This window comes from Echinicola salinicaeni, assembly GCF_014280965.1.
Lineage (GTDB): Bacteria > Bacteroidota > Bacteroidia > Cytophagales > Cyclobacteriaceae > Echinicola > Echinicola salinicaeni.
On sequence record NZ_JACODZ010000001.1, the window covers coordinates 705700 to 732017 of the forward strand.

Below are 26318 nucleotides of genomic sequence, written 5' to 3' on the forward strand. Positions count from 1 at the left end.
TTTGGTTTAGATCAAATATTATTATCATGAGAAAACTAGCAGCAGTTATTTTAGCTTCTTGCCTGTTGGCATTGGGAGCATGCGCCTCAAGTAAACCTTGTCCAGCCTATGCTAAGGCAATGGATAGTCAAGAAGTAAAAGGATAAAAAAAATACGCTGATTTTAATAGTCAGCGTATTTTTTTATGTCCTCTAAGGTGATTTTTTGGTTGCACAGTATCACCAATCTCTCTACGACATTTCTCAATTCCCTGATGTTTCCCGTCCAAGGGAATTGCTGAAGTTGTTCAATGGCCTCTTTTTCAATGGATTTTTTAGAGGTGCCGTATTCTTTGGCAATATCTCCAAGAAACCTGTCGACCAATAAGGGAATGTCTTCTTTTCTGTCTTTAAGTGCTGGGACTTGAATAAGAATAACACTTAGCCTATGGTAAAGGTCTTCTCTAAAATTGTTTTCTTCTATTTCCTTTTTGAGATCTTTATTGGTAGCTGCTAGTACTCTAACGTCTACTTTAATGTCTTTGTCTCCACCAACACGGGTGATTTTATGTTCTTGAAGTGCTCTGAGTACTTTGGCTTGTGCAGAAAGACTCATATCTCCTATTTCATCCAAGAAAATAGTGCCTCCATTGGCCTGCTCAAATTTACCTTGTCGTTGTTTGTTAGCAGAGGTAAAAGCGCCTTTTTCATGTCCAAATAATTCGCTTTCGATCAACTCGGAAGGAATGGCTGCACAGTTTACGGCGATGAAAGGGGCGCTGGATCGGTTGCTTTTTTGGTGGAGCCAATGTGCTACGAGCTCTTTTCCGGTTCCATTTGGACCTGTGATAAGTACTCTCGCATCAGTAGGAGCTACTTTTTCTATAGTTTCCTGTACTTGACTGATGGCTTCGGACTCACCCACCATATCTAGTTTTTTTGAAAGTTTTTTCTTAAGGACTTTGGTCTCTGTCACTAGATTATTCTTGTCAAGTGCATTTCGTACAGTCAGTAATAATCTGTTCAAATCCGGTGGTTTGGGGATGAAGTCAAATGCGCCTTTTTTGGTGGCTTCAACTGCAGACTCAATGGACCCGTGAGCGGAAATCATGATAAACTGGGGCTGTTTATCCATTTTACTGACCTTGTCAATTACTTCAAGGCCATCCATTTTGGGCATCTTGATGTCACATAATACAAGGTCAAAGTCTTGGCTTTCGATCATTTTGAGACCTTCGACTCCATCTTGAGCTTCAAAAATTTCATAATTTTCGTATTCTAAAATTTCCTTAAGGGTCGATCTGATGACTTTTTCATCATCAATAATCAAGATTTTCTGCATACAAATTATGTTTAATAAAAGGAAAAAGTGCAAGTCTATAAGCCGGGTTCTGTAACCATCAAAAGATGGTTCTTGTCATTTATCTGGTCCTGACTTCGCAATCAGGATCTATCGATCTACCCACCTCGGTTTCTGGAAATGACAAAAGTCATCCCGGATTGAACGAGCAGCTCTTGGACCGAGGCCTATTTGATCTTTCAACCCATAAGGTTTACCATGCAACTTCGATCACCCGAAGCCCGGTGGGCTCTTACTCCACCTTTTCACCCTTACCCCGAAAAGCATCTGGGCGGTTTGTTTTCTGTGGCACTATCTGTAACAAAGCCGTCTCCAACTTTGCCCCTTCCCGTTAGGAAGTATGGCGCTCTATGTTGCCCGGACTTTCCTCCCTAATTGCCCTTTAAAAAGCAATCATGGCGACAAGTTGACTTGCACGATGCAAATTACGCGATTTCCCGTGATATTTTTGAACTTATAGCAGTAATTGTACCAATTTGAATCATAATCCCTATTAGTTTTCCTAACTTTGCGGAAGGAAAAGAGAGAGTTATGATATTAGTAGGAAACGCAGTACTTAGTGATGATCTAAAAGAACATTTCTTTGTATGTAATTTGGAGAAATGTAAAGGAGCTTGTTGTGTAGAAGGTGATGCAGGTGCTCCACTAGATGATGAAGAAACAGCCATTCTGGATGAAATATATCCAAAGGTGAAAAAATATCTTACCGAGGAAGGAAGAAAGGTGATTGAAGAGCAAGGCACTTGGGTGTATGATATGGATGGGGACAAAGGTACTCCAACAGTTGGCGAAAATAAGGAGTGTGCTTATGCAATTAAAGATGATAAAGGTATTCTTAAATGTGGAATAGAAGAAGCGCATATTAATGGAGAGACAGATTATAAAAAACCTATCAGCTGTCATCTGTATCCAGTCAGAGTAACTAAATATGATGAATATGATGCTTTGAATTACGATAGATGGGATATCTGTAGTCCTGCTTGTGGCTTAGGAAAAGAGTTGAATGTTCCCATTTATAAATTCGTAAAAGATGCCTTGATCAGGAAATATGGAGAGGCATGGTATGAGGAGTTGATTATGGATATAGAAGGTGAGAAAAAATAAACTTTATCATAAGACGATCTATTTTATTTATTTAATAGAGTAGGTCGTCTTTTTGGCTAACCTTAGCGGTGTAATCTTGTTTTATTATTCGTCTTATTCCTTCTAGATAGGAAGTGGGTTTGAAAAAGAAGAGTTCTTCAAATTTTTTACTGTCAAATATATACGGCTGCTCGTATTGATAGAGCATTTCATTTAGCTCTTTCATAAATGGAACAAAGATTTCTGAGATATTGAAAATCCATTTAGGGATTATCTGGTAATTTGGGCTTACAGCCATTTCTTTTGCCACCATATGTATCCACTCTTTTCCTGAGGGTGGATTTGACGCAGTGGGTAGGTGCCAGACTTGATTAAAAGCATCCGGTGTATTGCCTAAAAGCGCTGTTGCTTTTCCAGCGTCTGGGGTGTAAGTAAAAGAATGGGGACTGTGACTGTTTCCTAGCCACTTGGCAGTTTTGCCTTTGGAGAGGGGCTTGAAAACCATCTCAGTAATAATACTTTTTAAGGGGGTTGATGGTCCATAGAAGTCTGCAGACCTAGCTATCAGTGCATTTAGTTTTTTCTTTGCTGTTGCTTCCATTAGCATGTCTGCAATCTGTGCCCTGACTTTTCCTTTTCTACTTATGGGGAGTATAGGGGTAGATTCCGTCATGTGTCCCATGTGGTGGGCGTCGTACATGTATACATTATCAAAAAATACGAGTTTAATATTTTGCTCGGAACAGACCTTCAAAACATTATTCATGACTTTTGGCCAAGCTTCCTGCCAAACCCTGCTTTTATAAGGAAAACCAATGGTTAAGTAAGCAATAGATGAGCCGTTCAAAGCATTTTGAGTTTGTTCCAAATCTAAAAGATTGGCAGGGAAAAGTTCATCATCGGAGTTGATCACTTTGGGCTGTCTACTCACCAAGCGGATTTTACTGGTATAGGTCCTGAGTTCCTGTGCCAATAAATTTCCGATTATTCCTCCTGATCCAAGTATAGTTTGCATAGGCGGTGAGTTTTAAAGCGATGATTACTCAATATACTTTAAATATGCCAAGATTCTTTAAGAGGGCTATAAAAATATAAAATTGGTGAGGAAGAGAATACCCTGGTTTTGTTAATTAGGTGAATTTTGCTTGTAAAATACAGGTATGAAAGACTTATATCGCGGAACAACTTGCATGTGATATGTTTTACTTGTTTTAAGCATAATTTATCGGGTTTTGATTGGTTTGTTTCAAGAGGAAAAGCGTGTATTGTTTAATGTTTTTCTTTAATAAGTTCTACAAACTAGTGAGTAAAAACTACCCAATTAAATAAATGAATTATAGGATAATGGTAATGAAATATGTCGATTGAATATTAGTTGCGTTGGGTTTGTCTATTAATGAGAAATATTAAAAGTTGTCTTTTATGCTTTGGGAGTTAGATCAAAGGTGGATAACAAGTAAAATTTTAGGTTATTGATTTATTAATATTGTTTATTGGTTTACAAATTATCACCATTTGTTTTAAGATTCTTTTAAATATATAAAAATGTATTTTAAATTATTTTTTATGTAGTTTGAATTATGTAAATTCAGTTGTAATAAACTCAACTAAAGATGGAAAATTTTTATACTGCTAAGATCCTAAACAAGGTTTGGGGTTTAGCTTTGCTCACATTGATTACTGCATTTACAGCTTGTAATGAAGTGGATTCTGATGATACCGTTCCTTCTACAGGGAAAGATAAATGCTATAGTCCAGAAAGTTCTTGGGCTATAGGATTAAGGTTTAATTCTGATGGTGAACGAGTCAAATATATTGAAGTACCGGCATTTGATGTAAATAATGTTAGTGGTGCTGAAATTAAATGGGTGTATTTAGAATCGTCAGTTAAAAACAAATACATTGGAGCCGTAAAAGTTAATGAGTTACTGGATGGAGAAATACCAGATGGAGCCATGCCTGGAGATTTTATCAAACTTCGCATTAGGATAGACGTTGATGAGTGGACATATGTGCCAGATATTACAAATATTAAAATTGGAGGGTTTGATCTAGCACCCTCTGAGGATCCTTTACCAGAGGCGTTAGATACACATACAGGAACGGCAACACAAAAGACTGGAGAAGATGAATGGGAGTATTATGAAGTAGTCCTTTCTAGATATCCTTATTATTCAGTTTTAGTGGAATCTCAATTTGAGGTTCCATGCTTAGAATAGAAAAATATTTTTTTCTCCGTCTTAGTGAGGTATCCAGTTGAATTTCGGCTGGGTAGAGTTTTATGCAAGAAAAAGGCTATTCTATATTTAGAATAGCCTTTCTTTATTTCAAGTTAAGTTCTTTAACCTTTAATTACTGAAAAATCAAAGGTCTCCAGGAACTTGGTGGTGAAGTTACCTGCCTTGAATTCTTCATCATCCAACAGGGCAAGGTGGAAAGGAATTGTAGTCTTGATACCGTCGATCACAAATTCTTCCAATGCTCTTTTCATTCTTACAATAACCTCTTCTCTTGACTGGCCGCTAACGATGAGCTTGGCAATCATGGAATCGTAATTTGGTGGGATGATATATCCAGCGTAAACGTGGCTGTCCACCCTTACTCCTCTACCACCTGGAAGGTGAAGGTTGTTGATTTTTCCTGGGCTAGGACGGAATCCATTGGCTGGATCTTCAGCATTGATTCGGCATTCCATGGCATATAACTTCGGGTAGTAGTTTTGGCCAGAGATAGGTATGCCTGCGGCAACTTTGATTTGTTCTTTGATTAGGTCAAAATCAGTAACCTCTTCAGTAATTGGATGTTCTACCTGAATCCTGGTATTCATCTCCATAAAGTAGAAATTTCTGTGCTTATCAACCAAAAATTCAATTGTACCTGCACCTTCATATCCAATGGCTTCTGCGCCTTTGATGGCTGCATTACCCATGGCTTCACGAAGTTCATCCGTGATAAAAGGAGAAGGTGTTTCCTCAACTAATTTTTGGTGTCTTCTTTGTATTGAACAATCTCTCTCGGAAAGATGGCAAGCTTTGCCTTTGCTATCTCCTACAACCTGAATTTCAATATGGCGAGGTTCTTCTACAAATTTTTCCAAATAAAGTCCGTCATTGCCAAAGGCAGCTCCTGATTCCTGACGGGCATCATCCCATGCTTTTTTGAACCCACTTTCCTCATGGACAATTCTCATTCCTCGTCCACCACCGCCAGCGGTTGCTTTTAGAATAACCGGGTAACCCATTTCTCCGGCAATCTTGATGCCTTGTTCCATGGTTTCCAAAAGACCTTCAGAACCAGGTATCGTGGGTACACCAGCTTCTTTCATGGTGGCTTTAGCAGTAGCTTTGTCCCCCATTTTGTCAATCATATCCGAGCTAGCACCGATAAACTTGATGTTGTACTCTTCACAGATTTTAGAAAATTCTGCATTTTCGGATAAGAACCCATATCCTGGGTGAATGGCGTCAGCGTTGGTGATTTCTGCTGCAGCAATGATTCTTGGTATATTCAGGTAAGATTCCCTACTTGGAGCCGCTCCGATACACACGGCTTCGTCAGCAAACCTAACATGCAGACTGTCTTTGTCAGCAATGGAGTAAACCGCAACAGTCTTGATTCCCATTTCCTTGCAGGTACGGATAATCCTTAGGGCGATTTCTCCTCTATTAGCAATTAGTATTTTATTAAACACGATTGATATCTAGTTTGTATAAAAAAAGAATTATCCAGCTGGATCTACCAAGAAAAGAGGTTGGTCGTATTCCACAGGAGAAGCGTTGTCTACCAATATTTTAACGATTTTACCAGAAACTTCTGATTCGATCTCATTGAATAGTTTCATGGCTTCAATGATGCAGACCGCTTGTCCTTGCTTCACGCTGTCACCAACGGAAACAAATGGGTCAGAATCTGGGTTAGGTGTAGTGTAAAAAGTACCGATCATTGGGGACTTGATCTCTACATAATTAGCATTGTCTGCTGGCGCAGGAGCACTTTCCGCTGCCGGTGTTGCAGCAGGGGCTGGAGCTGGAGTGGCAGGCGCAGCTGCCGCTTGTTCTACAACTTTTACAGGCTGAGCTTCTGGAGCATTCTTTTTGATTGATAACTTAAACTCGTCAGTTTCGATTTTTACCTCGGCTAAGCCCGAATTGGAAATAAAATCTATTAGTTCTTGGATTTCTTTCGCTTTCATAATTTTTAGTTTTCTAAAACTCTAATATACATAGAGTTATTAATGGCCAATTAAAAACGCTAAGATACTTGTTAATAAAGTAAGTATCTTAAAAATTATTTTACTCTTTCAGAATAGGATCCGTCCCTGGTATCCACTTTTATAAGGGTATCTTGATCTACAAATAAAGGCACCATTACCGTAGCACCAGTTTCCACGGTAGCAGGTTTTAGTGCATTTGTAGCGGTATCTCCTTTGATTCCAGGTTCAGTATAAGTGATCATTAACTCGACAAATGGAGGTAGTTCCACACCTAGAGGGGTTTCTGTTTCATCATGGATCAAAATATCAACCAACTGCCCTTCTTTCATTAGGTCAGCTCTTTCTATTAATTTTTCCTGAATAGGAATTTGTTCAAAAGTAGTGGTGTCCATGAAGTGATGCCCCATGTCATCTGCATACAAAAACTGGTGTTGCCTTCTTTCTACCCTTGCTGTAGTAATTTTCTCTCCAGCATTAAAGGTCTTGTCGAGTACCTTTCCGGTAGTTAGGCTTTTCAATTTGGTCCTGACAAAAGCAGCACCTTTACCAGGTTTTACGTGCTGAAATTCTACAATGGAATAGATGTCATTGTTGAATTCCATGCAAAGACCATTTTTGAAATCTGCAGTACTAGCCATTTTGATTGTTTGATTTGTTAAATATAATTATTTAGGATCGTAGCCCCACTTTAGGTACACTGAGCCCCATGTAAATCCTCCCCCAAAGGCGGCAAGGATCAAGTTGTCACCCTTCTTAAGTTTGGATTCATAATCCCATAAACAGAGTGGAATGGTTCCGGCTGTAGTGTTTCCGTAATTTTCTATATTGATCATTACCTTTTCAGGCCCCACGTTCATTCTGTTGGCTGTGGCGTCGATGATTCTTTTGTTTGCCTGGTGAGGTACTAACCAAGCTATATCATCTCCCTTAAGATTGTTTTTCTCCATAATCTCAGCACTCACTTCAGCCATGTTTGTAACCGCAAATTTAAATACGGTAGAGCCTTCTTGGTAAGCGTAATGCTGCTTGGCCTTTACAGATTCAATGCTGGCTGGTATTTGACTTCCTCCTGCTTTAATATGCAAGAAAGGAGCTCCAGATCCATCTGAGTGGTGAATAGAGTCCATAACCCCAAGTTCTTCTGTAGTGGGCTCTAAAAGAACTGCTCCGCCACCATCTCCAAAGATGATACAGGTGGTTCTGTCCTCATAATTTACAATGGAAGACATTTTATCAGCGCCTACCACAATGACTTTTTTGTGCATGCCAGTTTCGATGAACTGACTCCCCATTGTAAGTGCATATAGAAATCCAGAACAGGCTGCAGAAATATCAAAACTGTAACTGTTTTTTGCTCCTACCTTGTCTGCAATAAGGTTTGCACAGGACGGGAAGGGCATATCAGGTGTTACAGTGGCACAGATGATCAAGTCAATGTCCTCGGGGTTGGTGTTGGTTTTTTCCAACAAACCTTTGACTGCATTGGCGCCAATTACCGAAGTGCCTTGATTTTCTCCCTTAAGGATTCTTCTTTCTTTAATGCCGGTTCTGCTGGTGATCCATTCATCACTGGTCTCCACCATTGTTTCCAGCTCTTTATTGGTGAGGATATAGTCAGGAACCCATCCATTCACTCCGGTTATAACAGCTCTAGTTTTTTCCATTTAATTTATATTTTGGCAAATGCCTTTCCGCATGGCGTGGATAATGTTGGCAGTTGCTCTTTGGATATTCCTTTTGTGACAGGATTTTGCTTTGCTGATGTCACAAATTAAATTAGGCTTCCAAAATTATTTAAAATGTGCCTTACCACCAAGTAATTTTACAAGTAGAATCCTAAAAGCCATGTTTTTAAAGCAAGTGTTTAAAATAACTGCGGTTGACGCATAAAAAAATCCATTTAGGACCACGCCCAAATGGATTTAGTTTTTTGTAATTAGCGTATTCGCAACTTACTAAAATGTTTTTAGCTTATGCAAGCACTTCTTTCTCAATGATCACCTGTCCTTTGTAGTAAAGTTTACCGTCTAGCCAGTAAGCTCTGTGAGGAAGGTGGTATTCGCCAGTTGTAGGGCATTGAGCCAAACCAGGAGCGGTCAACTTGTAATGCGTTCTTCTCTTGTCTCTTCTGGTTTTCGAAATTTTTCGTTTAGGATGTGCCATCTCTATACAATTTTTAGATTAATCTTTTTTCTTAATACTTTTTAATGCTTCCCATCTGGGATCTATTGGGTCATCAGTTTTTTCAGGTTGAGCAGCTTTGTCTGTCTCTTCCTCTTCATCCTCTGACCAATATACAAACTCGCCTGGGCCATCTATTTCATCTTCATCGTCCCTGTAGTCAGGGTGAAGTTTCTTAGCGGGCAAAGCAAGAATAATAAACTCATAAATCAATTGTGCAACATTGATACTTGGAGTGTCTCTTGTGATCATGAATATGTCTTCATTGATCTCTTTCTCCTCAAGACCGTATTTGTAGATGATTTTCTGCTCAGCTTCAAGTGTTTGGTTGAATTTTTCCAAACTTCTATCGCAGACCAGTTCTACCGTTCCTTCTATCTTATATATTGCCTCAATTAAGTTTGCTTCCTTATTAAGCAAAACCGTGACTTTTAAGTCACCTTTTTCCACCATTTCATTATCCTTGAAATGGGAGAAGAAATCATCGTTTATATCGAAGGTAAATTCATGTTTTCCTTCATTTAATTTGATGATCTCGATATCAAAAGCTCTCCAGAATTTCACTATTCCTCCTGCTAATTTAAGACCGCAAATTTAGTGAACTATTTTAGAAATATAAAATCTGTCACTAATTTATTTTTTTTACTCTTCTTCCCAATCTTCTTTTTGGGAGATTATATCCATGGCTGTATAGATGGCAGCACGCATAGAACCTTCATCAGCAACGTTTTTTCCAGCAATATTATACGCTGTTCCATGATCAGGTGATGTCCTGATAACAGGCAATCCCGCAGTAAAGTTTACCCCAGACTCGAAAGCCAATGTTTTGAAAGGAACTAGGCCTTGGTCATGGTACATGGCCAGGATTCCATCGAATTTCATTTGGTGCATCATACCAAAGAATCCATCAGCAGCATAAGGGCCAAAGATCATGTGACCCTGATCTTTGAATTCACGGATCGCAGGCTTGATGACTTCTTCTTCTTCTTTGCCCAAAAGTCCGTCCTCACCTGCGTGAGGGTTAAGGCCCAGTACGGCAATTTTTGGTTTTTGTATGCCAAAGTCCTCTTTTAGGGACTTCAACATTATTTTTAATTTCTGATTGATTTTTTTGCCGGTTACATTATTGGCGACCTCAGCCAAAGGGACATGTCCGGATACCAGGCCTACTCGCATATCTTCTGCCACCATGAACATCATACTTTCCTTGGCATCAAAGGCATTGGTCAAGTATTCTGTATGTCCTACAAAATTCAATTCTTCGGAATTGATGTTGTTTTTATTTAGCGGGGCCGTAACGATACCGTTGATTTTTTCTGCCTTGATGTCTTCTATGGCTTTGTCCAAAGCAGCTAGAGCCATTTTTCCCGATTCTTGGGTCTCTACGCCAGGCATTACCTCTGGACAGTTTTCAGTTACATTAATGACATTGATCTTTTTGGGGTGGATCTCATCGATGTTTCGGATTTGCATGAAATTGAAATCCTCCATTTTGAGCAATTTTCTGTAAAAAGTAATTGCTTTCCCGTGAGCATAAATAACAGGAGTAATTTGCTTTAAAACCCTGTTGTCCATTAGTGCCTTCATGGTTACTTCAGCACCAATGCCATTGATGTCGCCTATAGTAATGCCAATAATGGGTTTATTTTGTTTCTGATTCATGAGTGATCAATTAGAAATGTTTTTTAAAAACTGGGTGATTAACCTCACGCCAAATCCAGTTCCACCGCTTGTCTTATAGTCCTCTCCTGATTTGATGTATGCAGGTCCTGCTATATCAATATGGATCCAATTATAATCAATAAAGTGCTCAAGGAATTTACCTGCAGTAATCGCACCAGCTGTCGGGCCGCCCAAGTTAGTGATGTCTGCGATTGAAGACTTCAGTTGGTCTCCATATTCTTCCCATAAGGGAAATTCTACTAATCGCTCAAATACTTCCTGTCCGGCAATTTTAAGGAAGCTTTTTTCCTCATCATAGGCTTTGCCCATCATTACAGCCCCTTCTTTGCCCAGTGCTCCAGCTGCCGATCCTGTTAAGGTAGCAAGGTCAATGACCAATTTAGGATCGTACTTTTTAGCGTAAATCAAGGCGTCCGCCAAGATTAACCGTCCTTCAGCATCAGTGTTAAGAATTTCTACAGTTTTTCCATTGGCAAAGGTAATGATATCTCCTGGAGTTACGGCATTAAAACCTGGTCTATTATCAGTTGCAGGAATCAATCCTATTACTTCCATGGGTAACTTTAATTGGGCCACGGCACAAAGCGCTCCAATTACTGATGCAGCGCCAGCCATATCGGCTTTCATGAAGTCCATGGAGTTAGTAGTAGGTTTTAAGCTTAAGCCACCAGTGTCATAAACTACTCCCTTGCCTACGAGAACAATGGGTTTTTTGAATTTTCTACCCGTTTTCGGTTTGTAATGCAAAATGGAAAACGTTGGAGGTATTTCACTGCCTGCGTTTACCGCAATAAGGCCTGCCATCTTCAAGGCGTTGATTTGAGACCTGTCCAAAACTTCCGTATCAAAGCCGTATTTTTCTCCCAGTCGTTTAATTTCCTCACCTAATTTGAGTGCATTTAGATAAATTACTGGTTCATTGATCAAATCCCGGGCTTCAAAAGTTCCTTTAATGGTTTGCAGCTGTTCTTCGAAATTAATGTCCTCAGCAATGGGAGAATGGATTTCCAAGGTGTTGGAATGCGTTTTTTTATTGCTTTTGTATTTGTCAAATTGATAGGATGCCAAGAAGAGTCCCTCGGTAAAAGCCAAGAATAATTTTTCTGATTTTCCTAAATAAAACACCTTTCTGAGGTCATTTTCTTTAAGAAAAGCCCAACCCTTTGCACCGCATTTTCTGGCAAATTCTAATTTGTAGGCAGCTTCATTATGTGTCTTTGGCCTGATAAATAGTAGATTGTATTTATCGTCCGCAAAATTTAATGCTTGTTTTTTATTTAGAAAAAGCTGTTTTTTTATATAGCTTATCTTATCATCAGCCAAAGGGAGATTTTGTATTTCGTCTTCTTGGGAGATAAAAATAACTCCTGATTCTGAAAGAAGATTTTTTGGAGAGTCTAATAATCTTATGGCGGTTAGCATATATTGTTTTAATTTTGGTTGGCAATTTAGTATAATTTTATCAGAGAACTAAAGATGGAGAGAGTCAGAGCAAAAAAGCATTTGGGGCAGCACTTCCTTACCGACCTGGGTATTGCGGAAAAAATTGCCAAGTCCGTAACTGGACATCAGGAAGTCAGGCAGGTGTTGGAGATTGGTCCAGGTATGGGCGTACTGACAGACTTTCTTTTGGAGGAGAACTGGGATTTATTTTTGGTTGATATTGATAAGGAATCAATTGCATATTTACATAAAAAATATCCGCAATTGGGAGATCATATAATTGATGCGGATTTTTTGCAGTTTGATTTTTCCAAGGTCATTGAAGGAGAATATATTATTGCAGGGAATTTTCCTTATAATATATCTTCTCAGATATTCTTTAAAGTCCTTGCTGAGCGGAACAAGGTGATAGAAGTAGTATGTATGCTTCAGAAAGAAGTGGCCAAAAGAATAGCCTCTCCACATGGTAATAAAGACTATGGCATATTAAGTGTGCTTTTACAGGCTTATTACGATATTGAGTATTTATTTACTGTACCGCCTACAGTTTTTGATCCCCCTCCTAAAGTAGATAGCGGAGTGATCAGGCTGAAAAGGAATGATGTAAAAGTCCTTGATTGCAATGAGAAATTATTCTTTAGAGTGGTGAAGCAAGGGTTCAGTACCCGGAGAAAGACATTGAGGAATGCACTGAAGTCAATGGGCTTATCGGATGAAATGAAACAAGACCCAATTTTAGACAAGAGGGCTGAGCAGCTAAGTGTGTCATCTTTTATTTCTTTAACCAATAAACTTGAAGCATCTTGGAAAAAATAAAAGAGTTTGAATTATCCAAAGAATACCTAGAGAGCTTAAAGGAAAGTATAGAGGCAGGGAATGCTGTGTCCATACGTGAGTCGATTCATGGTGCCAATGAGGCTGATGTAGCGTCTCTCTTGGACGAGCTGGACATGGAGGAGGCCCTGTATGTACTAAGAACCCTTGATAAGGAATTCTCTGCAGATGTGCTGATAGAATTGGATGAGGAGCCTCAGTTTAAGGTAGTCCAAGAGATGGATCCTGTGGAGTTGGCAGCTTTGTTGGACAATATGGAGTCGGATGATGCTGTAGATATTCTGAACCAATTGGTAGTCAAGGATAGGGAAGAGGTAATCAGTAATATTCAGGAAAAAGAAAAGTCAGGGTATATCCAGGAATTACTTCGATATGAAGAAGGAAGTGCTGGCGCCTTGATGGCCAAGGAATTCATAAAGGCAAACCTTAATTGGACCGTGGTTCAGACGATTGAAGAGATACGTCGGCAGGCTGAAAATGTAGAGAAAATTTACTCCATCTATGTGGTAGACAATAAAGAAAGTCTGATTGGCAGGGTCGCACTTAAAAAAATCATACTTTCCTCCTCTGATACGAAAATAAAGGATATCTATGAAGAGGATATTGTTTCTGTTCCTACCTATATGGAGGAGGAGGAAATCGCTGAAATCATGCGTAGGTATGATTTGGAAGCTCTTCCAGTGGTGAATGCTAAGAATAAGCTAGTAGGCAGGATTACGGTCGATGATGTCTTGGATGTGATCCGTGACCAAGCAGAGGAAGATATGCAGGCCATGACAGGTATTTCGGATGATGTGGAAGAATCCGATTCAGTTTTTAGGCTTTCAAAAGCGAGACTTCCTTGGCTAATGATCGGTATAATAGGAGGTCTGATGGGAGCCCGGATTATTGGGATTTTTGATGAAGGTTTGAGCAAATACATTGAACTTGCTTCCTTTATTCCATTGATTACAGCTACAGGAGGAAATGTGGGGATTCAGTCCTCGTCTTTAGTAGTACAGTCTTTGGCTGCAAAATCAGTTTTTGCTGAAAGTTTAGGGAAACGTTTTGCAAAAGTGCTTTTGGTAGCTGTTTTGAATGGGATTGTGTTAGGTTTGATCGTTTTTGGAACGGTGGTGTGGGTGTATGGACGTGAAGTGAAGTTTGGTATTGTAGTAGGGCTGGCTTTGTTTAGTGTTGTCCTTTTAGCTTCATTTATGGGCACTGTTACCCCCATCGTTTTGGACAAATTTGGAATTAATCCAGCAATGGCTTCTGGTCCATTTATTACCACGGCAAATGACCTTTTGGGCTTGGCAGTCTATTTTCTAGTAGCGATGATGCTATTAAATTTATAATCTGTTTGCCAATAGCGGTTAGTCAGCCTAATAGAAATTAAATTATAAATATGAGAATCTTAATTATTGATGATATGCATGAAAGCATTATGCCTCTTTTAGAAGAGGTAGGCTTTCACGTTGATTATAGACCGGATATTACAAGGCCGGAAATAGAAAAAATTGTAGGAGCTTATGAGGGGCTGATAATTCGTTCCAAAACACCTATGGATAAACCTTTATTGGAGAAGGCCAGTAAATTGAAATTCATAGGTAGGGCTGGTGCTGGATTGGATAAAATTGATCTGGATTATATTCAGGAAATTGGCGTCAAACTTTTTCATGCGCCAGAAGGGAATCGAGATGCCGTAGGGGAACATGCGATCGGAATGCTACTGGCTCTTTTCAACCACTTTGCTAAAGCGGACAAAGAGGTTAGAAATGGCATTTGGGACAGAGAAGGTAACCGGGGAGAGGAGTTGAAAGGAAAGACCGTAGGGGTTTTTGGCTATGGAAATATGGGTAGATCTTTTGCCAAAAAGCTTAAAGGGTTTGAGGTGAACGTTTTGGCCTATGACAAGTACAAGGAAGATTATGGTGATGAGTTTGCACAAGAGGCGAGTTTTGAGGAGATTCAAGAGAAGGCAGATGTACTCAGTATTCATGTTCCTTTGACACCTGAGACCAGAGATTTCTTTAGTGTGGAGGTTTTGATGGCCTTTAAAAAACCTTTTTACTTGATCAATACAGCTAGGGGAGAGGTGATTAGTTTCGATACATTGAATAAAGTATTGTCTAATGGGAAGTTGAAGGGGGCTTTATTGGATGTGTTGGAGAATGAGAAATTGGCTACTTTGACAGAGGATCAAAAGAAGTCTTTTGAAGCCCTTTGTGAGAGGGGTGATGTGATTTTTAGCCCTCATATAGCGGGTTGGACTTTCCAGTCCTACGAGAAAATCAATCAGGTTTTAGTGGGGAAAATTCAAAGGGCTTTCCCTACAAAATAGGATTTATAGCACTAACAATCTAAACCTTAAGATTGTATTATCGTTAGGTAATGATTATATTTGCCTTACACGTAAATAAAAGCAGGATTTGAACAACGGTCTTCAGCAATGAGACCGTTCTTTTATTTTTGAAGCTTTGATAAAATAATTTGACTATGGGAAAAGTACAATATTATACTGAAGAAGGTCTTAGAAAGTTAAAAGATGAACTTCAGCATTTGAAGACGAAGGGAAGGCAGGATATTGCCAAGCAGATTGCAGAAGCCAGAGATAAGGGAGACCTCAGTGAAAATGCGGAATATGATGCAGCAAAGGATGCTCAAGGCCTCTTGGAATTGAAAATATCCAAATTGGAAGAAGTGGTGGGAAATGCACGTGTGTTGGATAATTCAAAAATGGATACTTCCAAGGTTGGTATTTTAAGTACGGTGAAAATTAAGAATGTCAAGAATGGCATGGAAGTAGCCTATACTCTTGTGTCAGAAGAAGAGGCTGATTTGAAGGCAAATAAAATTTCATTGTCTTCGCCTTTTGGCAAAGGTCTTTTAGGCAAGAAAGTAGGTGAAATAGCTCAAATCAATGCTCCAGCAGGAGTCGTTGAGTTTGAAGTATTAGAGATTAATTACTAATTATACCAATCCCGATGGAATTCCAATCGGGATTTTTTATTTTTACCCCATGGCAAGTATTTTTACAAAGATCATTAATAGAGAAATTCCCGGTCATATTGTGGCTGAGGATGATAATTATATCGCCTTCCTTGATATTATGCCCTTGGTGAAAGGTCATGTTTTGGTAGTGCCCAAGAAGGAGGTGGACTATATCTTCGATTTGGAAGATGATATATTAGCTGGGTTGCATCTGTTTTCTAAAAAGGTCGCAAAAGCTATTGACAAAACGATCAAGTGTACTCGAGTAGGTGTAGCAGTGATTGGATTAGAGGTGCCTCATGTTCATGTTCATCTGGTGCCTTTGAACAGTATGGATGACATCAATTTTACTCGTCCAAAGTTGAAGTTGGAAAATGAAGAGATGATTGCTATAGCTGAAAAAATCAAGAAGGAAGTAAAGCTATAACTTTTTAACTATTAACTGTAGAAAAGCCTTGCTATTCATTTAGCAAGGCTTTTTGTTTTTTTTTATTCATTAGGATAAGGGATATATACGAAATTGGTGAATTCCTGATCTATGACAAATAAGCAGCAATACTCGTCAGGGTCTTTATAAGACTTTTTGAAATCTTCAATGGCTTTCTCATCAATCAGTTTTCTTTGTACAAATTCATCCAAGTAGGTGATATAGTAATTCCAATCAACCTTAATGTCTTTATTCCCAATGAGCAATTGACCAATTGCCTGCTCTGTTTTGCAAACAGGAAATATGGGGTGTTCAGAGAATTTTCTGGATCGAATTTGGTAGGAAGCTTCTTTTAGGGTTTCAGCTACCTTGACAAAGTCCTTAGTAATAGTTCCTAAGTATTTGCCATTCAATTCTGGGTCATTATCGTCTCTTATCATGATGATTTTTTAGTCAGTAAAACAACATTTTCTACATGGTAAGTTTGCGGGAACATATCAACAGGCTGTACCTTATCCACTTGGTACTTTTCTCCCAAAAGGGCTACATCCCTAGCCTGGGTAGCCGGGTTACAACTTACATAAACTATTTTTGGAGCTTCTAATTTTAGTAACATATTGACCACATCCTCATGCATACCAGCTCTAGGAGGATCAGTAATGATCACATCAGGAGCAGCATGCGCTGCAATAAATTCATCATTAAGGATGTCTTTCATGTCTCCTGCATAAAAGAGTGTATTGTCGAGTTTATTTACTTTTGCATTAAGCTTAGCATCTTCGATGGCGGCATCCACATATTCAATTCCTATGACCTGCTTTGCTTTTTTTGCGACAAAATTGGCAATAGTTCCTGTTCCGGTGTACAGATCATAAACTACTTCATCACCTTTAAGATCCGCAAATTCCCTCGTGACTTTATATAGTTCGTAAGCTTGCTCAGAATTGGTTTGGTAAAAGGATTTTGGCCCAATTCTAAATTCAAGACCTTCCATTTTTTCAATGATATAGTCTCTTCCTTTGAATGTATGGATTTCTTGGTCGTGGAAGGTTTCGTTTTTCTTTAGATTGATGATATATAGTAAGGAAGTTATTTCGGGGAACCTCTCTGCTAGGAATTCCATTGTTTTTTGGATTTCCTGTGGTTGGTCTTCGCCAAATTGAACAATTACCATGGTTTCACCGATGGAACTGGTGCGAATGATCAAGTTCCTTAGTAGTCCCACTTGCTGAATCATATCGAAGAAGGTAATGCCATTCTCCAATGCAAATTTTCTCAGTTCATTTCTTACATCATTAGAAATGCCTCCCTGAAGGTAGCAATGGTTAATATCTACGATCTTATCGAATCGCTTGGGGATATGAAATCCTAGGGCATTTCTTTCAAATTCTTGTCCTGAGTCAATTTCTTCACGCGTCAACCATCTATTATTGGAGAAGGTGAAATCAAGCTTGTTCCTGTAATATTGGGTGTCAGCCGAGCCAATGATGGGCATTACCTCAGGAATGGGCACTTTTGCAATTCTACTAAATTGATCCAATACTTGTTGCCTCTTGTAGGAGAGTTGGAGCTTGTAGTCGATGTGTTGCCATTTACACCCACCACATACTCCGAAATGGGAACAGAATGGTTCTACCCTGTCTTCAGAGTATTTGTGTATTTTAATGGCCTGTCCCTCCATGAAACTGCTTTTGCCTTTTGTAATGCGGACATCCACCACATCTCCAGGTGCTACTTGTTGGACGAAAACCACTTTTCCCTCATAGTGGGTCACACATTTGCCCTCTGAGGCAATCCGCTCAATAGTAAGGTTTTCTAGAACCTTATTTTTCATCTTTCTCGACATAGGCTGCAAAATTAATCATAATCTTTGAAAAGGGATAAGGTTTTGGAGGAAGAGAATTACTTGTGTTTGTTGAGTATAGTTGATAAATAATTAAGCCCTGTATCTTAGTTGTTTGTGATCTGAGTATTGAGAACTTCTATTTCAAGAAATTCCCAAATAAGTTGAAATGATTATATTTAGGTTTAAAGTAAAGTATAGAAATGAAATTTAAGGATAAAGTTGTGATTGTTACTGGTGCCACTTCAGGGATTGGCGAGGCATGTGCTTTGGCATTTGGGAACGAAGGAGCCAAAGTTGTTATTACCGGGAGGAACCAAGAGAAGCTCGATAAAAGCCTAAAGAGTTTGACTGATGCAGGGGTGAATGCGCTGGGAATTTTGGCTGATGCAGGAGTGGAGGTAGATAATAAGAAAATGGCCAAAGAAGTGATTAATCACTTTGGAAAGATCGATATCTTGATAAATAATGCGGGTATTTCAATGAGAGCGCTTTTTGAGGAACTGGATACTGAGGTATTTCATAAAGTGATGGATACCAATTTTTGGGGAACGGTATATGCTACCAAGTATTGTTTGCCGTCCATTCTTGAAAATAAGGGTTCAGTGGTTGGTGTGTCATCAATTAATGGTTACAGAGGGACACCGGCAAGGACGGCTTATACTGCCAGCAAATATGCTATGAATGGATTTATGGAATCCTTACGTACTGAAGTGATGAAAAGAGGAGTACATATTTTAGTGGCATGTCCAGGGTTTACCTCTTCAAATATAAGGAACAATGCACTGACTGGAAATGGAAACGCTCAGGGAGAATCGCCTAGAAATGAAAATGACATGATGAGTTCTGAGGAGGTTGCCAAGCATATTGTTCATGCTACCTACAAGCGAAAGAGGGATTTGGTATTGACCAGAGAAGGTAAACTGGCTGTGTTTTTGAACAAATGGATTCCGGGTATCATGGATGGAATTGTTTATAATCATATGGCAAAGGAAAAGGATTCCCCATTTAAATAATTATATATGATTCAGGATGTCTTTAAGGTTTATATGAACAGGTTGATGGATTTATCTGCTAAAAACAGATCCATCTACCTTTCAAGGGTGATCAATTCCCAAATGATAGACCTGAAGGACCTTGAATTCTTAGAGCATAACAATGCCTTCGATTATATCCAAGAATTGCTGGGTAGGAAGAAAAAAATCCCTTTGGTTAAAATAGCAGATGCAAGGGATAAAAATACTAATCAGATATCAAGGCGTCTGAAACAAATCAGCCAATATGCAAAGCTGACAGAGGAGGAGAGCGGTGAGAAAAGCCTTTTTGTGGCTTGGCCATTTGTAGAAGGGAAATTGCCTAATGATCAGGTTATTCGATGTCCTTTACTTTTTTTTCCTGTAAAATTGATCCAAGAGGGGAATTATTGGTGCTTGCAAAAGAAATCTGGAGATCAACCTTTTATCAATAAATCATTTTTATTGGCATACGCTCATGCCCATGAGATTGGGTTTAAAAAGGAATGGTGGGAAAATGCCATAGAGAACTTTCCAAAAGATCCCAGGTCATTTTTAACTGAGCTCTATCATTATCTTAAAAAGGAACTCACGCTTAATTTTAATCAAGATTTATTTGAAGGAAAGTTGGATGTTTTAGGAGAGAGCAGCCCTAATGAAAGTGAAAGGGATTTTAAAACCGGTCTATTGAAATTAAAGCCTAATGCGGTTTTGGGACAGTTTTCCCAAAAGAGTTCTTTTCTGATTCGCGATTATGAGGAGCTAAGCGAAAAATATACTTCAGAAAATCTGGAGGCACTTTTTATGGATTGGTTTGTACAGGATGAGGAACAGACCTTGTCATTGAAGGAGGGGAATTTGTTTAATACATTTCCTATGGATGCCAGTCAGGAGGAAGTGCTCAAAACGGTCAGAGAGGGAGGTTCTTGTGTTGTGCAAGGTCCCCCAGGAACAGGCAAGTCCCAATTGATATGTAACTTGGTTACTGATTTTATATCAAGAGGGAAAAAAGTGTTGGTAGTTTCTCAAAAAAGAGCAGCCCTTGAAGTGGTGAATTCAAGGTTGGCACAGCAAGGATTTTCCGCATTTTTAGCATTGGTACATGATTTTAGAGCGGATAGAAACCGGCTCTTTAAAAAAATAAGTGATCAAATACAGTCTCTGGAGCGGTATAAAGAACTTAATAGAAGTTTGGATGCCATTCAGTTGGAACGCAATTTCAGCCAGACTGTAAGGACGATAGAAACCCATTCAGAATTTTTGGAAGATTATAGACATGCGCTTTTCAATACGGAAGAATGTGGGGTTCCCATCAAAGAATTATACATCAGTTCAAGTTTTCAGGAGGAACACTTTAATCTAACCCAATATTATAAAAATTACCATTGGAATTCACTGGATGAGTTTCTTCGTGATTTTAAAGAGTATTTTTACTATCAGCCCAGGTATGAGAGTCCTGATTCATTTTGGTTGCATAGGGTGGATTTTGCTCAGTTTACACCGAATGTAATCCATCGCTTCAAAGAAAATTTAGAAGAAATAAAAGAGTTAAAGAAAACAGCTGAAAATATTCTAGGCAACCTTCTTTATCAGCCTTTTGAGTTTCCATTGGTTTACCAGTCTTTTGAGCATCGGAATAGATTGGAGGAACTGCAGGAAATCGTTTCAAACGAAGAAATTTTTCTGACTCTCAAAAAATTAATGAATTACCCCAAAGGGGATCTTGACAGGTTATGGCTGGAGAATAAGGTGGATGTAGTGAAGAAATTGCTTTCAGAAGAGGGGATCGAATGGACGGTAAATGACAAGTATGTCGAGACAGTGTATGAAAAAGTGCTTCATGTTCTTCAGATGAAGGAATCCTGGTGGAAGTCAATTAGCCTTATTTTTTATAGAAAAGAGTATAAAGGTGTTTGGGAATTATTGAAAAGAAATGGACTTAATCGCGATAAAGAAGGCTTGAACCTACTGGTGAAAATGTTGGAAAATCGTTTGAACCTAAATCACCAATATACTTTATTAAACCGTAAGGAATGGGTAGAAATGCCCAACAAGCCATTTGACTTTACCTCATTTAATCATCAGTCGCACATTTTAAAGGAGGCCTTGAAGGCCAAATTTATATTAGAAGATCTAGGAATGCTTTCTCCTTATTTGGTTTTTGAAAAGGTAGATTTTGACCAATATAGACTGGTTCTTCAGGAATTGATAGGTATCAATGGTTTGATTGAAATGAAAACTTCCCAATGGAAGAATTATTTCAGCACCATTCAGATAAAGCATTTGCTTACTGCTTCCAATGATGAAAAGTTGGAAATGGTGAGACGTACTATCACGCAGGATTTTTCCGAAATAGTCGCCTTGGACAGGTTAAAGAGAAAATTGCGGACAGTAGATGTGGAGGTGATCAATAAGCTTATCGATACCTATCCAGACAGAAGTTTTGAAGAAATACAAGAGGTGTTTCTGAAAGGGTTGAGATTCAGTTGGATAGAGCATATTGAAGCGAAGTACCCTGTTTTGCAGGAGGTGGGGCTTCAAAAAGTGAAAAATATTCTGGAGGAATTCACTTCTTCCGTGGAGGAGAAGATCAAAATAAGCCGGTTTATCGCCGAGTTAAGATTAAGGGAGAATACTTTCAAGAAACTCGAATATAATAGACTCAATAATTTGATTACCTATCGGGACCTTTTGCATCAGGTTAGCAAGAAAAAGAGACTTTGGACCATCAAAAAACTGATAGAAGAATTCGAAACAGAAGTTTTTAAATTGGTGCCTTGCTGGTTGGCTTCACCGGAAACTGTTTCAGCGCTCTTTCCTTTGGAAAGCAGGTTTGACCTGGTAGTTTTTGATGAGTCTTCTCAGTGTTTTGCAGAGAGAGGGCTTCCTGCTATGCTCCGGGGGAAGCAAGTAGTTGTGGCTGGAGATAGCCAACAGTTACAGCCTTTTGATCTCTATAAAGTTCGTTTGGAAACAGAAGAGGAAGGAATAGAATTGGATTCCAATTCTCTTTTGGACTTGGCTTCCAATTACTTTAAAAAATATGCATTGGATGGTCATTATAGAAGTAGGAACTTATCCTTGATAGAGTTTTCCAATCGGTACTTTTATAATAATAAACTTACCATGTTGCCTGAAATGAATTCTTTAAATGAAACAGTACAGGCCTATAAGTGGATAAAAGTGGATGGTATTTGGGATAAACAATCCAATAAGGCTGAGGCTGAAACTGTCTTAAAAGAGGTAAAAGGAATTTTAAAAGATAAACCAGCGGTGGAAATAGGTGTGATTACTTTTAATTATTTCCAAATGGAGTTGATCACAGAGTATATTTCTCAGGACAATTCATTGTCTTCGGCCAAGATAAGGGTGAAGAATATAGAAAATGTCCAAGGGGACGAGTTTGATGAAGTGATTTTTTCTATAGGTTATGCCAAGAACAAAGCCGGGAAATTTACAGCGAATTTTGGTTTGCTGTCCAAAGAAGGGGGGATCAATAGGTTAAATGTGGCCGTGACTCGAGCTAGAAATAGGGTGGTGGTGGTAAGTAGTATTACTTCTAAGGACTTTAGGGATAAGCAATTACTGAATCCAGGAGTTAAAATGCTCCGTGATTATTTGGCTTATGCAGAGCAAGTTGCTGCTGGTGGAGAAGTAGAGATTCAGGAAAGTGACACTGCGGGTTTTGAAAGTTCTTGGTATTTGAAGGATAAATTACTGGGGCTTTATGGGAATCATGAATTAAAGAATAATTCCATTTCTCGATTAATGGACTTGGAGCTACTTGAGAAGGATAGATATATTGGGGCTGTGCTGACAGATGATAACCGCCTTTTTGCTTCCAAAACGGCTAAGGAGGCTTTTGTGTACCATCCACAATTGCTGAGGCAAAAAGGATGGAATGTGGTATTCATTTTTAGTAGACAATATTGGCTTGATCATGAAGATGTGTTGGAGACCAAGTTGTTGATGACAAATAAAAAGGAGTGATCAAAATCACTCCTTTTCTATTTTTAACCCTATGGATTCAATTCCTTTTAGCTCCTTGCTTCTCATATATTGGATCAACTGAACTTTTAGAGGTATCAGTTCTTCTATGTTTTTGAGAGGAAGGGTGTCCTGTTGGGTGTAAGTATTTCCAAAGCCCTCTCCCAAAGGTTTGCCCGTCTTTGGGTCAAAAAGGTTGATGTCCAATAATTGATTCTCCAAAAGACTATCAAGACTGTCTTTGAGGATATACCTGACATAGATATTATAATAATCGTAACTGTCATTGTATTTTATCCTCAAGGTAGATCTTAGGTTTTTGGCAGTTCCAGAAGGCACCTCAAATGTTAAGGTGTCCGCGACTGACCAAGAATACCCAGAAAGTCCTTGATATTCTTCATAGACCCTGTTGGAATCACAGGAAAATATTCCAGAGGTCAACAATCCTAATAAAATAAAAGGGAGAAACGAAGGTTTCTTATTCATTGTTCTTAGGACCTTTGTTTTGATTATTTCTGTTATTTTTTTTTCTTGGGGCATTTTTCCTTCTGTTGCCTCTAGATTTTTGAGCCGAACTGGCTGGGTCTTTACCCTCGTTTTTTTGGGGGGCTACAGTAGGTTTTGGATTAGCTTTGTTTTGAGCTGCACCTTTTGGTTCATTCCTTCTTTTCGCTTGACCTTGACCAGTACTTTGACCCTGCCCTTGGTTATTCCTTCTACTGTTTCGGCCTCTTGGAGGACCTTGTTTTTCTGCTGGTTTACCAGTGTTATTGCCAGGTTTGCGACCTTCTGCTTGTTTGGCGGCCTGGTTTGTATTAGGACCTTTGGCTTTGGGTTTGCGTCTTTTCTTTTTCTTGGTTTTGCTTTTGAACTTTTGATCTAGCATTTCCAGGTCCATATTGGATTTATTACGATCGTCCTCCAGATCCATCATGTCATCCATTTCAAGGCTAAATGGTTTTTTGCCTTGCTCATTCATTTCGATGATTTCCTGGACACGCTCGCAATCAATGGAATGCCAGTTGTTCTCATTATTGTAACTGAACCACATCAACTTCCTAAAGATATCCGTCTTTTGGAGTTTAGCCTGGCCAGCTTCTGTCAATAATGGTTTTTCAATATTGGGAATATCCTCCAAAGCTGACATATAAGTATCCAGCTCATAGTTTAGGCAACACTTGAGTCTCCCGCATTGCCCTGAAAGTTTGGTAGGATTGAGAGAAAGGTTTTGGTACCTGGCAGCAGAGGTGCTTACACTCTTGAATTCATGTATCCAGGTGGAGCAACATAATTCTCTGCCACACACACCTATTCCTCCAAGTCGACCTGCTTCCTGACGGAGACTGATTTGTCTCATCTCAACCCTGATTTTGAATTCAGAGGCCAATATTTTGATCAACTCTCTGAAGTCTACTCGATCATCAGCTGAGTAATAAAAGGTAGCTTTTGAATTATCTGCCTGAAATTCCACATCAGATAATTTCATATCCAATTTTACCTCATCGATGATTTGTTTGGTTCGATAAAGGGTGGGAACTTCGCGGTTTTTGGCTTCTTCCCATTTTTCGAGGTCTTTTTGATTGGCAAGTCTATAAATCTTGAGGATGTTGTCATCATTTTTGATTTTCCTCTTTTGCATTTGCAAACGTACAAGTTCACCCTGCAAAGAAACATATCCTATATGATGGCCATTGGGTACATCCAATACTACTGGGTCACCAGTAGTTAATTTGAGGTGATTGACATTGCGGTAGTAATCTTTCCTTCCCCCCTTGAACTTTATTTCTACTATATCGAAATTATCAATTGTTGGTATTCCCATATGAGATAACCAATCAAATGAATTCATTTTATTACAATCGCTCGTACCACAAGTGCCATTGTTTTGACACCCTCCGCTTTCTGAAGTGGTAGAGCAGCTACTACATCCTGCCATAAAGCTAGCTATTATTTAGGGAGACTGTAGACAGTCTCCTCGTGAATAGGTTATGGTATCATTTACCATAATTTAAAATGTCTTGACCGATATCCTTTCGGAAATAGACATCTTTCCAGGTAATTTCTTTAACTCTGGAATAGGCATTTGAAAGTGCTTCTTCTACACTGTTTCCTTTGCCGGTAATCCCCATTACTCTTCCTCCATTAGTAACTACATCACCTTGTTCATTATTAGTGGTTCCTGCATGGAAAGTGATGCTGCTTCCATTCTCAAGTTCGAGGCCGTTGATTTTATCCCCTTTGGGATAACTACCAGGGTATCCTCCAGCAACCATCACCACTGTAGTAGCAGTGAAGTCTTCCAATGCCAACTTATACTCGGATAGTTTACCTGTTCCGATGGCATATAACAAGTCTACGAAATCACTTTTGATTCGAGGAAGTACAGCTTGGGTTTCTGGGTCACCCATTCGTACATTATACTCAATTACATAAGGCTCTCCATTAGTATTCATCAAACCTATAAAGATGAAACCTTTGTAATCAATGTTTTCCTTATCTAGGCCTGCGATAGTAGGTTTAACTACCTTTTCCTCTACCTTATGCATGAAAGCATCATCCGCAAATGGTACAGGACTAACGGCTCCCATTCCACCTGTATTCAAGCCTGTGTCTTTTTCACCAATACGTTTGTAATCTTTGGCTTCAGGAAGAATTTTATAGCTTTTTCCATCAGTGGCCACAAATACAGATAGTTCTATTCCTGTAAGGAATTCTTCAATGACAACCATATCAGATGCTGCTCCAAATTTGCTCTCAAGCAACATTTCCTTGAAAGAGTTTTCTGCGTCTTCTAAAGTCTCGCAAATCAAAACTCCCTTGCCCGCAGCAAGTCCATCGGCTTTTAATACGATTGGTAGGCTTTGTGATTTTAAGTATTGCAAACCTTCTTCAACAGTTTCTTTGGTGAAGGTTGCTGAAGCAGCGGTAGGGACATTGTTTCGCTGCATGAATTGTTTAGAGAAATCTTTGCTCCCCTCAAGTGTAGCACCAAGTTTTTTAGGCCCCACGACAGGGATGTTCTTGGTCTCATCTTGATCGGCAAAATAATCTGCTACACCCTTTACCAAAGGCTCTTCTGGTCCAACAACGATCATTTCGATCTTGTTGGACAAAACAAATTCCTTAAGCGCTGGGAAGTCTGTTATGCTCAAAGCAACATTATTGGCAATAGCTGCTGTTCCTGCATTTCCAGGGGCTACGAATAATTGGTCACACTTTGGGCTGTTAACAATCTTATAAGCAAAGGCATGTTCTCTGCCTCCGCTTCCTAATAATAATATGTTCATGAAATTAAATCTA

General features: G+C 39.1%; 24 protein-coding genes and 1 other RNA gene. 9 read left to right on the forward strand and 16 right to left on the reverse strand.

The features are described 5' to 3' along the window. Nucleotides 1–162 precede the first annotated feature (162 nt). Nucleotides 163–1320 (reverse strand): sigma-54-dependent transcriptional regulator, encoded by a 1158-nt coding sequence (locus H7U17_RS02950; protein ID WP_186754645.1) that lies wholly within the window; start codon nt 1318–1320, stop codon nt 163–165. Between the two features lie 22 nt (nt 1321–1342). Then, nucleotides 1343–1756, reverse strand: an RNA gene (gene rnpB, locus H7U17_RS02955) — RNase P RNA component class A. A 113-nt stretch (nt 1757–1869) separates the two neighbouring features. Between rnpB and H7U17_RS02960 the strand changes: the two genes are divergently transcribed. Beyond that, nucleotides 1870–2442, forward strand: a complete 573-nt coding sequence (locus H7U17_RS02960) for a DUF3109 family protein (RefSeq protein WP_186754647.1) — start codon at nt 1870–1872, stop codon at nt 2440–2442. Between the two features lie 31 nt (nt 2443–2473). Here the strand turns inward: H7U17_RS02960 and H7U17_RS02965 are convergent, their stop codons facing one another. After that, entirely contained in the window at nt 2474–3436 is a 963-nt protein-coding gene (locus H7U17_RS02965; RefSeq protein ID WP_186754649.1) for an NAD-dependent epimerase/dehydratase family protein, read from the reverse strand. A 598-nt stretch (nt 3437–4034) separates the two neighbouring features. On the opposite strand from H7U17_RS02965, the gene H7U17_RS02970 reads away from it, so the two are divergent. Continuing rightward, nucleotides 4035–4640, forward strand: a complete 606-nt coding sequence (locus H7U17_RS02970; RefSeq protein ID WP_186754651.1) for a hypothetical protein — start codon at nt 4035–4037, stop codon at nt 4638–4640. Between the two features lie 122 nt (nt 4641–4762). Here the strand turns inward: H7U17_RS02970 and accC are convergent, their stop codons facing one another. The 8 genes from accC to H7U17_RS03010 all read right to left on the reverse strand — a co-directional run bounded on the left by accC (nt 4763) and on the right by H7U17_RS03010 (nt 11920). After that, nucleotides 4763–6112 carry an acetyl-CoA carboxylase biotin carboxylase subunit gene (accC, locus tag H7U17_RS02975; protein WP_186754653.1) on the reverse strand — a complete coding sequence of 450 codons (1350 nt, stop codon included), beginning with the start codon at nt 6110–6112 and terminating at the stop codon, nt 4763–4765. A gap of 30 nt (nt 6113–6142) precedes the next feature. Next, nucleotides 6143–6613: an acetyl-CoA carboxylase biotin carboxyl carrier protein gene (accB, locus tag H7U17_RS02980; protein WP_186754654.1), complete on the reverse strand. Its 471-nt coding sequence runs from the start codon at nt 6611–6613 to the stop codon at nt 6143–6145. Nucleotides 6614–6708: 95 nt separating this feature from the next. Continuing rightward, nucleotides 6709–7272 (reverse strand): elongation factor P, encoded by a 564-nt coding sequence (gene efp, locus H7U17_RS02985; protein ID WP_186754656.1) that lies wholly within the window; start codon nt 7270–7272, stop codon nt 6709–6711. A 27-nt stretch (nt 7273–7299) separates the two neighbouring features. Beyond that, nucleotides 7300–8298 carry a beta-ketoacyl-ACP synthase III gene (locus tag H7U17_RS02990; protein ID WP_186754658.1) on the reverse strand — a complete coding sequence of 333 codons (999 nt, stop codon included), beginning with the start codon at nt 8296–8298 and terminating at the stop codon, nt 7300–7302. Nucleotides 8299–8605: 307 nt separating this feature from the next. After that, on the reverse strand, nt 8606–8797 hold the full coding sequence (rpmF, locus tag H7U17_RS02995; protein ID WP_015264052.1) for a 50S ribosomal protein L32: 192 nt from the start codon (nt 8795–8797) through the stop codon (nt 8606–8608). Between the two features lie 18 nt (nt 8798–8815). Next, complete coding sequence (locus H7U17_RS03000; protein ID WP_186754660.1) at nt 8816–9379, reverse strand: YceD family protein; 564 nt, start codon at nt 9377–9379, stop codon at nt 8816–8818. Between the two features lie 78 nt (nt 9380–9457). Next, the gene (gene pdxA / locus H7U17_RS03005; RefSeq protein ID WP_186754662.1) at nt 9458–10477 is read right to left on the reverse strand and encodes a 4-hydroxythreonine-4-phosphate dehydrogenase PdxA; all 1020 of its coding nucleotides are present in this window, start codon (nt 10475–10477) and stop codon (nt 9458–9460) included. Nucleotides 10478–10483: 6 nt separating this feature from the next. After that, nucleotides 10484–11920 (reverse strand): leucyl aminopeptidase family protein, encoded by a 1437-nt coding sequence (locus tag H7U17_RS03010; protein ID WP_186754664.1) that lies wholly within the window; start codon nt 11918–11920, stop codon nt 10484–10486. Nucleotides 11921–11974: 54 nt separating this feature from the next. Here H7U17_RS03010 and rsmA point away from each other — a divergent pair, with 54 nt between their 5' ends. The 5 genes from rsmA (at nt 11975) to H7U17_RS03035 (ending at nt 16175) form a co-directional block, all read left to right on the forward strand. Continuing rightward, nucleotides 11975–12757 carry a 16S rRNA (adenine(1518)-N(6)/adenine(1519)-N(6))-dimethyltransferase RsmA gene (gene rsmA / locus H7U17_RS03015; protein ID WP_186754666.1) on the forward strand — a complete coding sequence of 261 codons (783 nt, stop codon included), beginning with the start codon at nt 11975–11977 and terminating at the stop codon, nt 12755–12757. Further along, complete coding sequence (mgtE, locus tag H7U17_RS03020) at nt 12745–14112, forward strand: magnesium transporter (protein WP_186754668.1); 1368 nt, start codon at nt 12745–12747, stop codon at nt 14110–14112. The genes rsmA and mgtE overlap by 13 nt, the downstream gene beginning before the upstream one ends. A 50-nt stretch (nt 14113–14162) precedes the next feature. After that, entirely contained in the window at nt 14163–15098 is a 936-nt protein-coding gene (locus tag H7U17_RS03025) for a 2-hydroxyacid dehydrogenase (protein ID WP_186754670.1), read from the forward strand. Between the two features lie 155 nt (nt 15099–15253). Then, nucleotides 15254–15727: a transcription elongation factor GreA gene (gene greA / locus H7U17_RS03030; RefSeq protein ID WP_186754672.1), complete on the forward strand. Its 474-nt coding sequence runs from the start codon at nt 15254–15256 to the stop codon at nt 15725–15727. Between the two features lie 49 nt (nt 15728–15776). After that, nucleotides 15777–16175, forward strand: a complete 399-nt coding sequence (locus H7U17_RS03035; protein WP_186754674.1) for an HIT family protein — start codon at nt 15777–15779, stop codon at nt 16173–16175. A 62-nt stretch (nt 16176–16237) separates the two neighbouring features. Here H7U17_RS03035 and H7U17_RS03040 read toward each other — a convergent pair whose 3' ends face one another. Continuing rightward, the gene (locus tag H7U17_RS03040) at nt 16238–16615 is read right to left on the reverse strand and encodes a hypothetical protein (protein WP_186754676.1); all 378 of its coding nucleotides are present in this window, start codon (nt 16613–16615) and stop codon (nt 16238–16240) included. Further along, nucleotides 16612–18021 (reverse strand): 23S rRNA (uracil(1939)-C(5))-methyltransferase RlmD, encoded by a 1410-nt coding sequence (gene rlmD, locus H7U17_RS03045; protein WP_186754677.1) that lies wholly within the window; start codon nt 18019–18021, stop codon nt 16612–16614. Before rlmD ends, H7U17_RS03040 begins: the two co-directional genes overlap by 4 nt. Before the next feature lie 200 nt (nt 18022–18221). Here rlmD and H7U17_RS03050 point away from each other — a divergent pair, with 200 nt between their 5' ends. Both H7U17_RS03050 and H7U17_RS03055 read left to right on the forward strand, forming a co-directional pair. Next, complete coding sequence (locus tag H7U17_RS03050; protein ID WP_186754679.1) at nt 18222–19034, forward strand: SDR family oxidoreductase; 813 nt, start codon at nt 18222–18224, stop codon at nt 19032–19034. A 6-nt stretch (nt 19035–19040) separates the two neighbouring features. After that, nucleotides 19041–23021 (forward strand): AAA domain-containing protein, encoded by a 3981-nt coding sequence (locus H7U17_RS03055; RefSeq protein WP_186754681.1) that lies wholly within the window; start codon nt 19041–19043, stop codon nt 23019–23021. Nucleotides 23022–23027: 6 nt separating this feature from the next. On the opposite strand, the gene H7U17_RS03060 is transcribed toward H7U17_RS03055, so the two are convergent. From H7U17_RS03060 to purD, 3 genes are all read right to left on the reverse strand, one after another. Next, nucleotides 23028–23504 (reverse strand): gliding motility lipoprotein GldH, encoded by a 477-nt coding sequence (locus H7U17_RS03060; protein ID WP_186754683.1) that lies wholly within the window; start codon nt 23502–23504, stop codon nt 23028–23030. After that, nucleotides 23497–24867 carry a PSP1 domain-containing protein gene (locus tag H7U17_RS03065; protein WP_262891694.1) on the reverse strand — a complete coding sequence of 457 codons (1371 nt, stop codon included), beginning with the start codon at nt 24865–24867 and terminating at the stop codon, nt 23497–23499. The genes H7U17_RS03060 and H7U17_RS03065 overlap by 8 nt, the downstream gene beginning before the upstream one ends. A gap of 145 nt (nt 24868–25012) precedes the next feature. Beyond that, a complete protein-coding gene (purD, locus tag H7U17_RS03070) occupies nt 25013–26305 on the reverse strand; it encodes a phosphoribosylamine--glycine ligase (RefSeq protein ID WP_186754687.1) in 1293 nt (430 codons plus the stop codon). Nucleotides 26306–26318 lie beyond the last annotated feature (13 nt).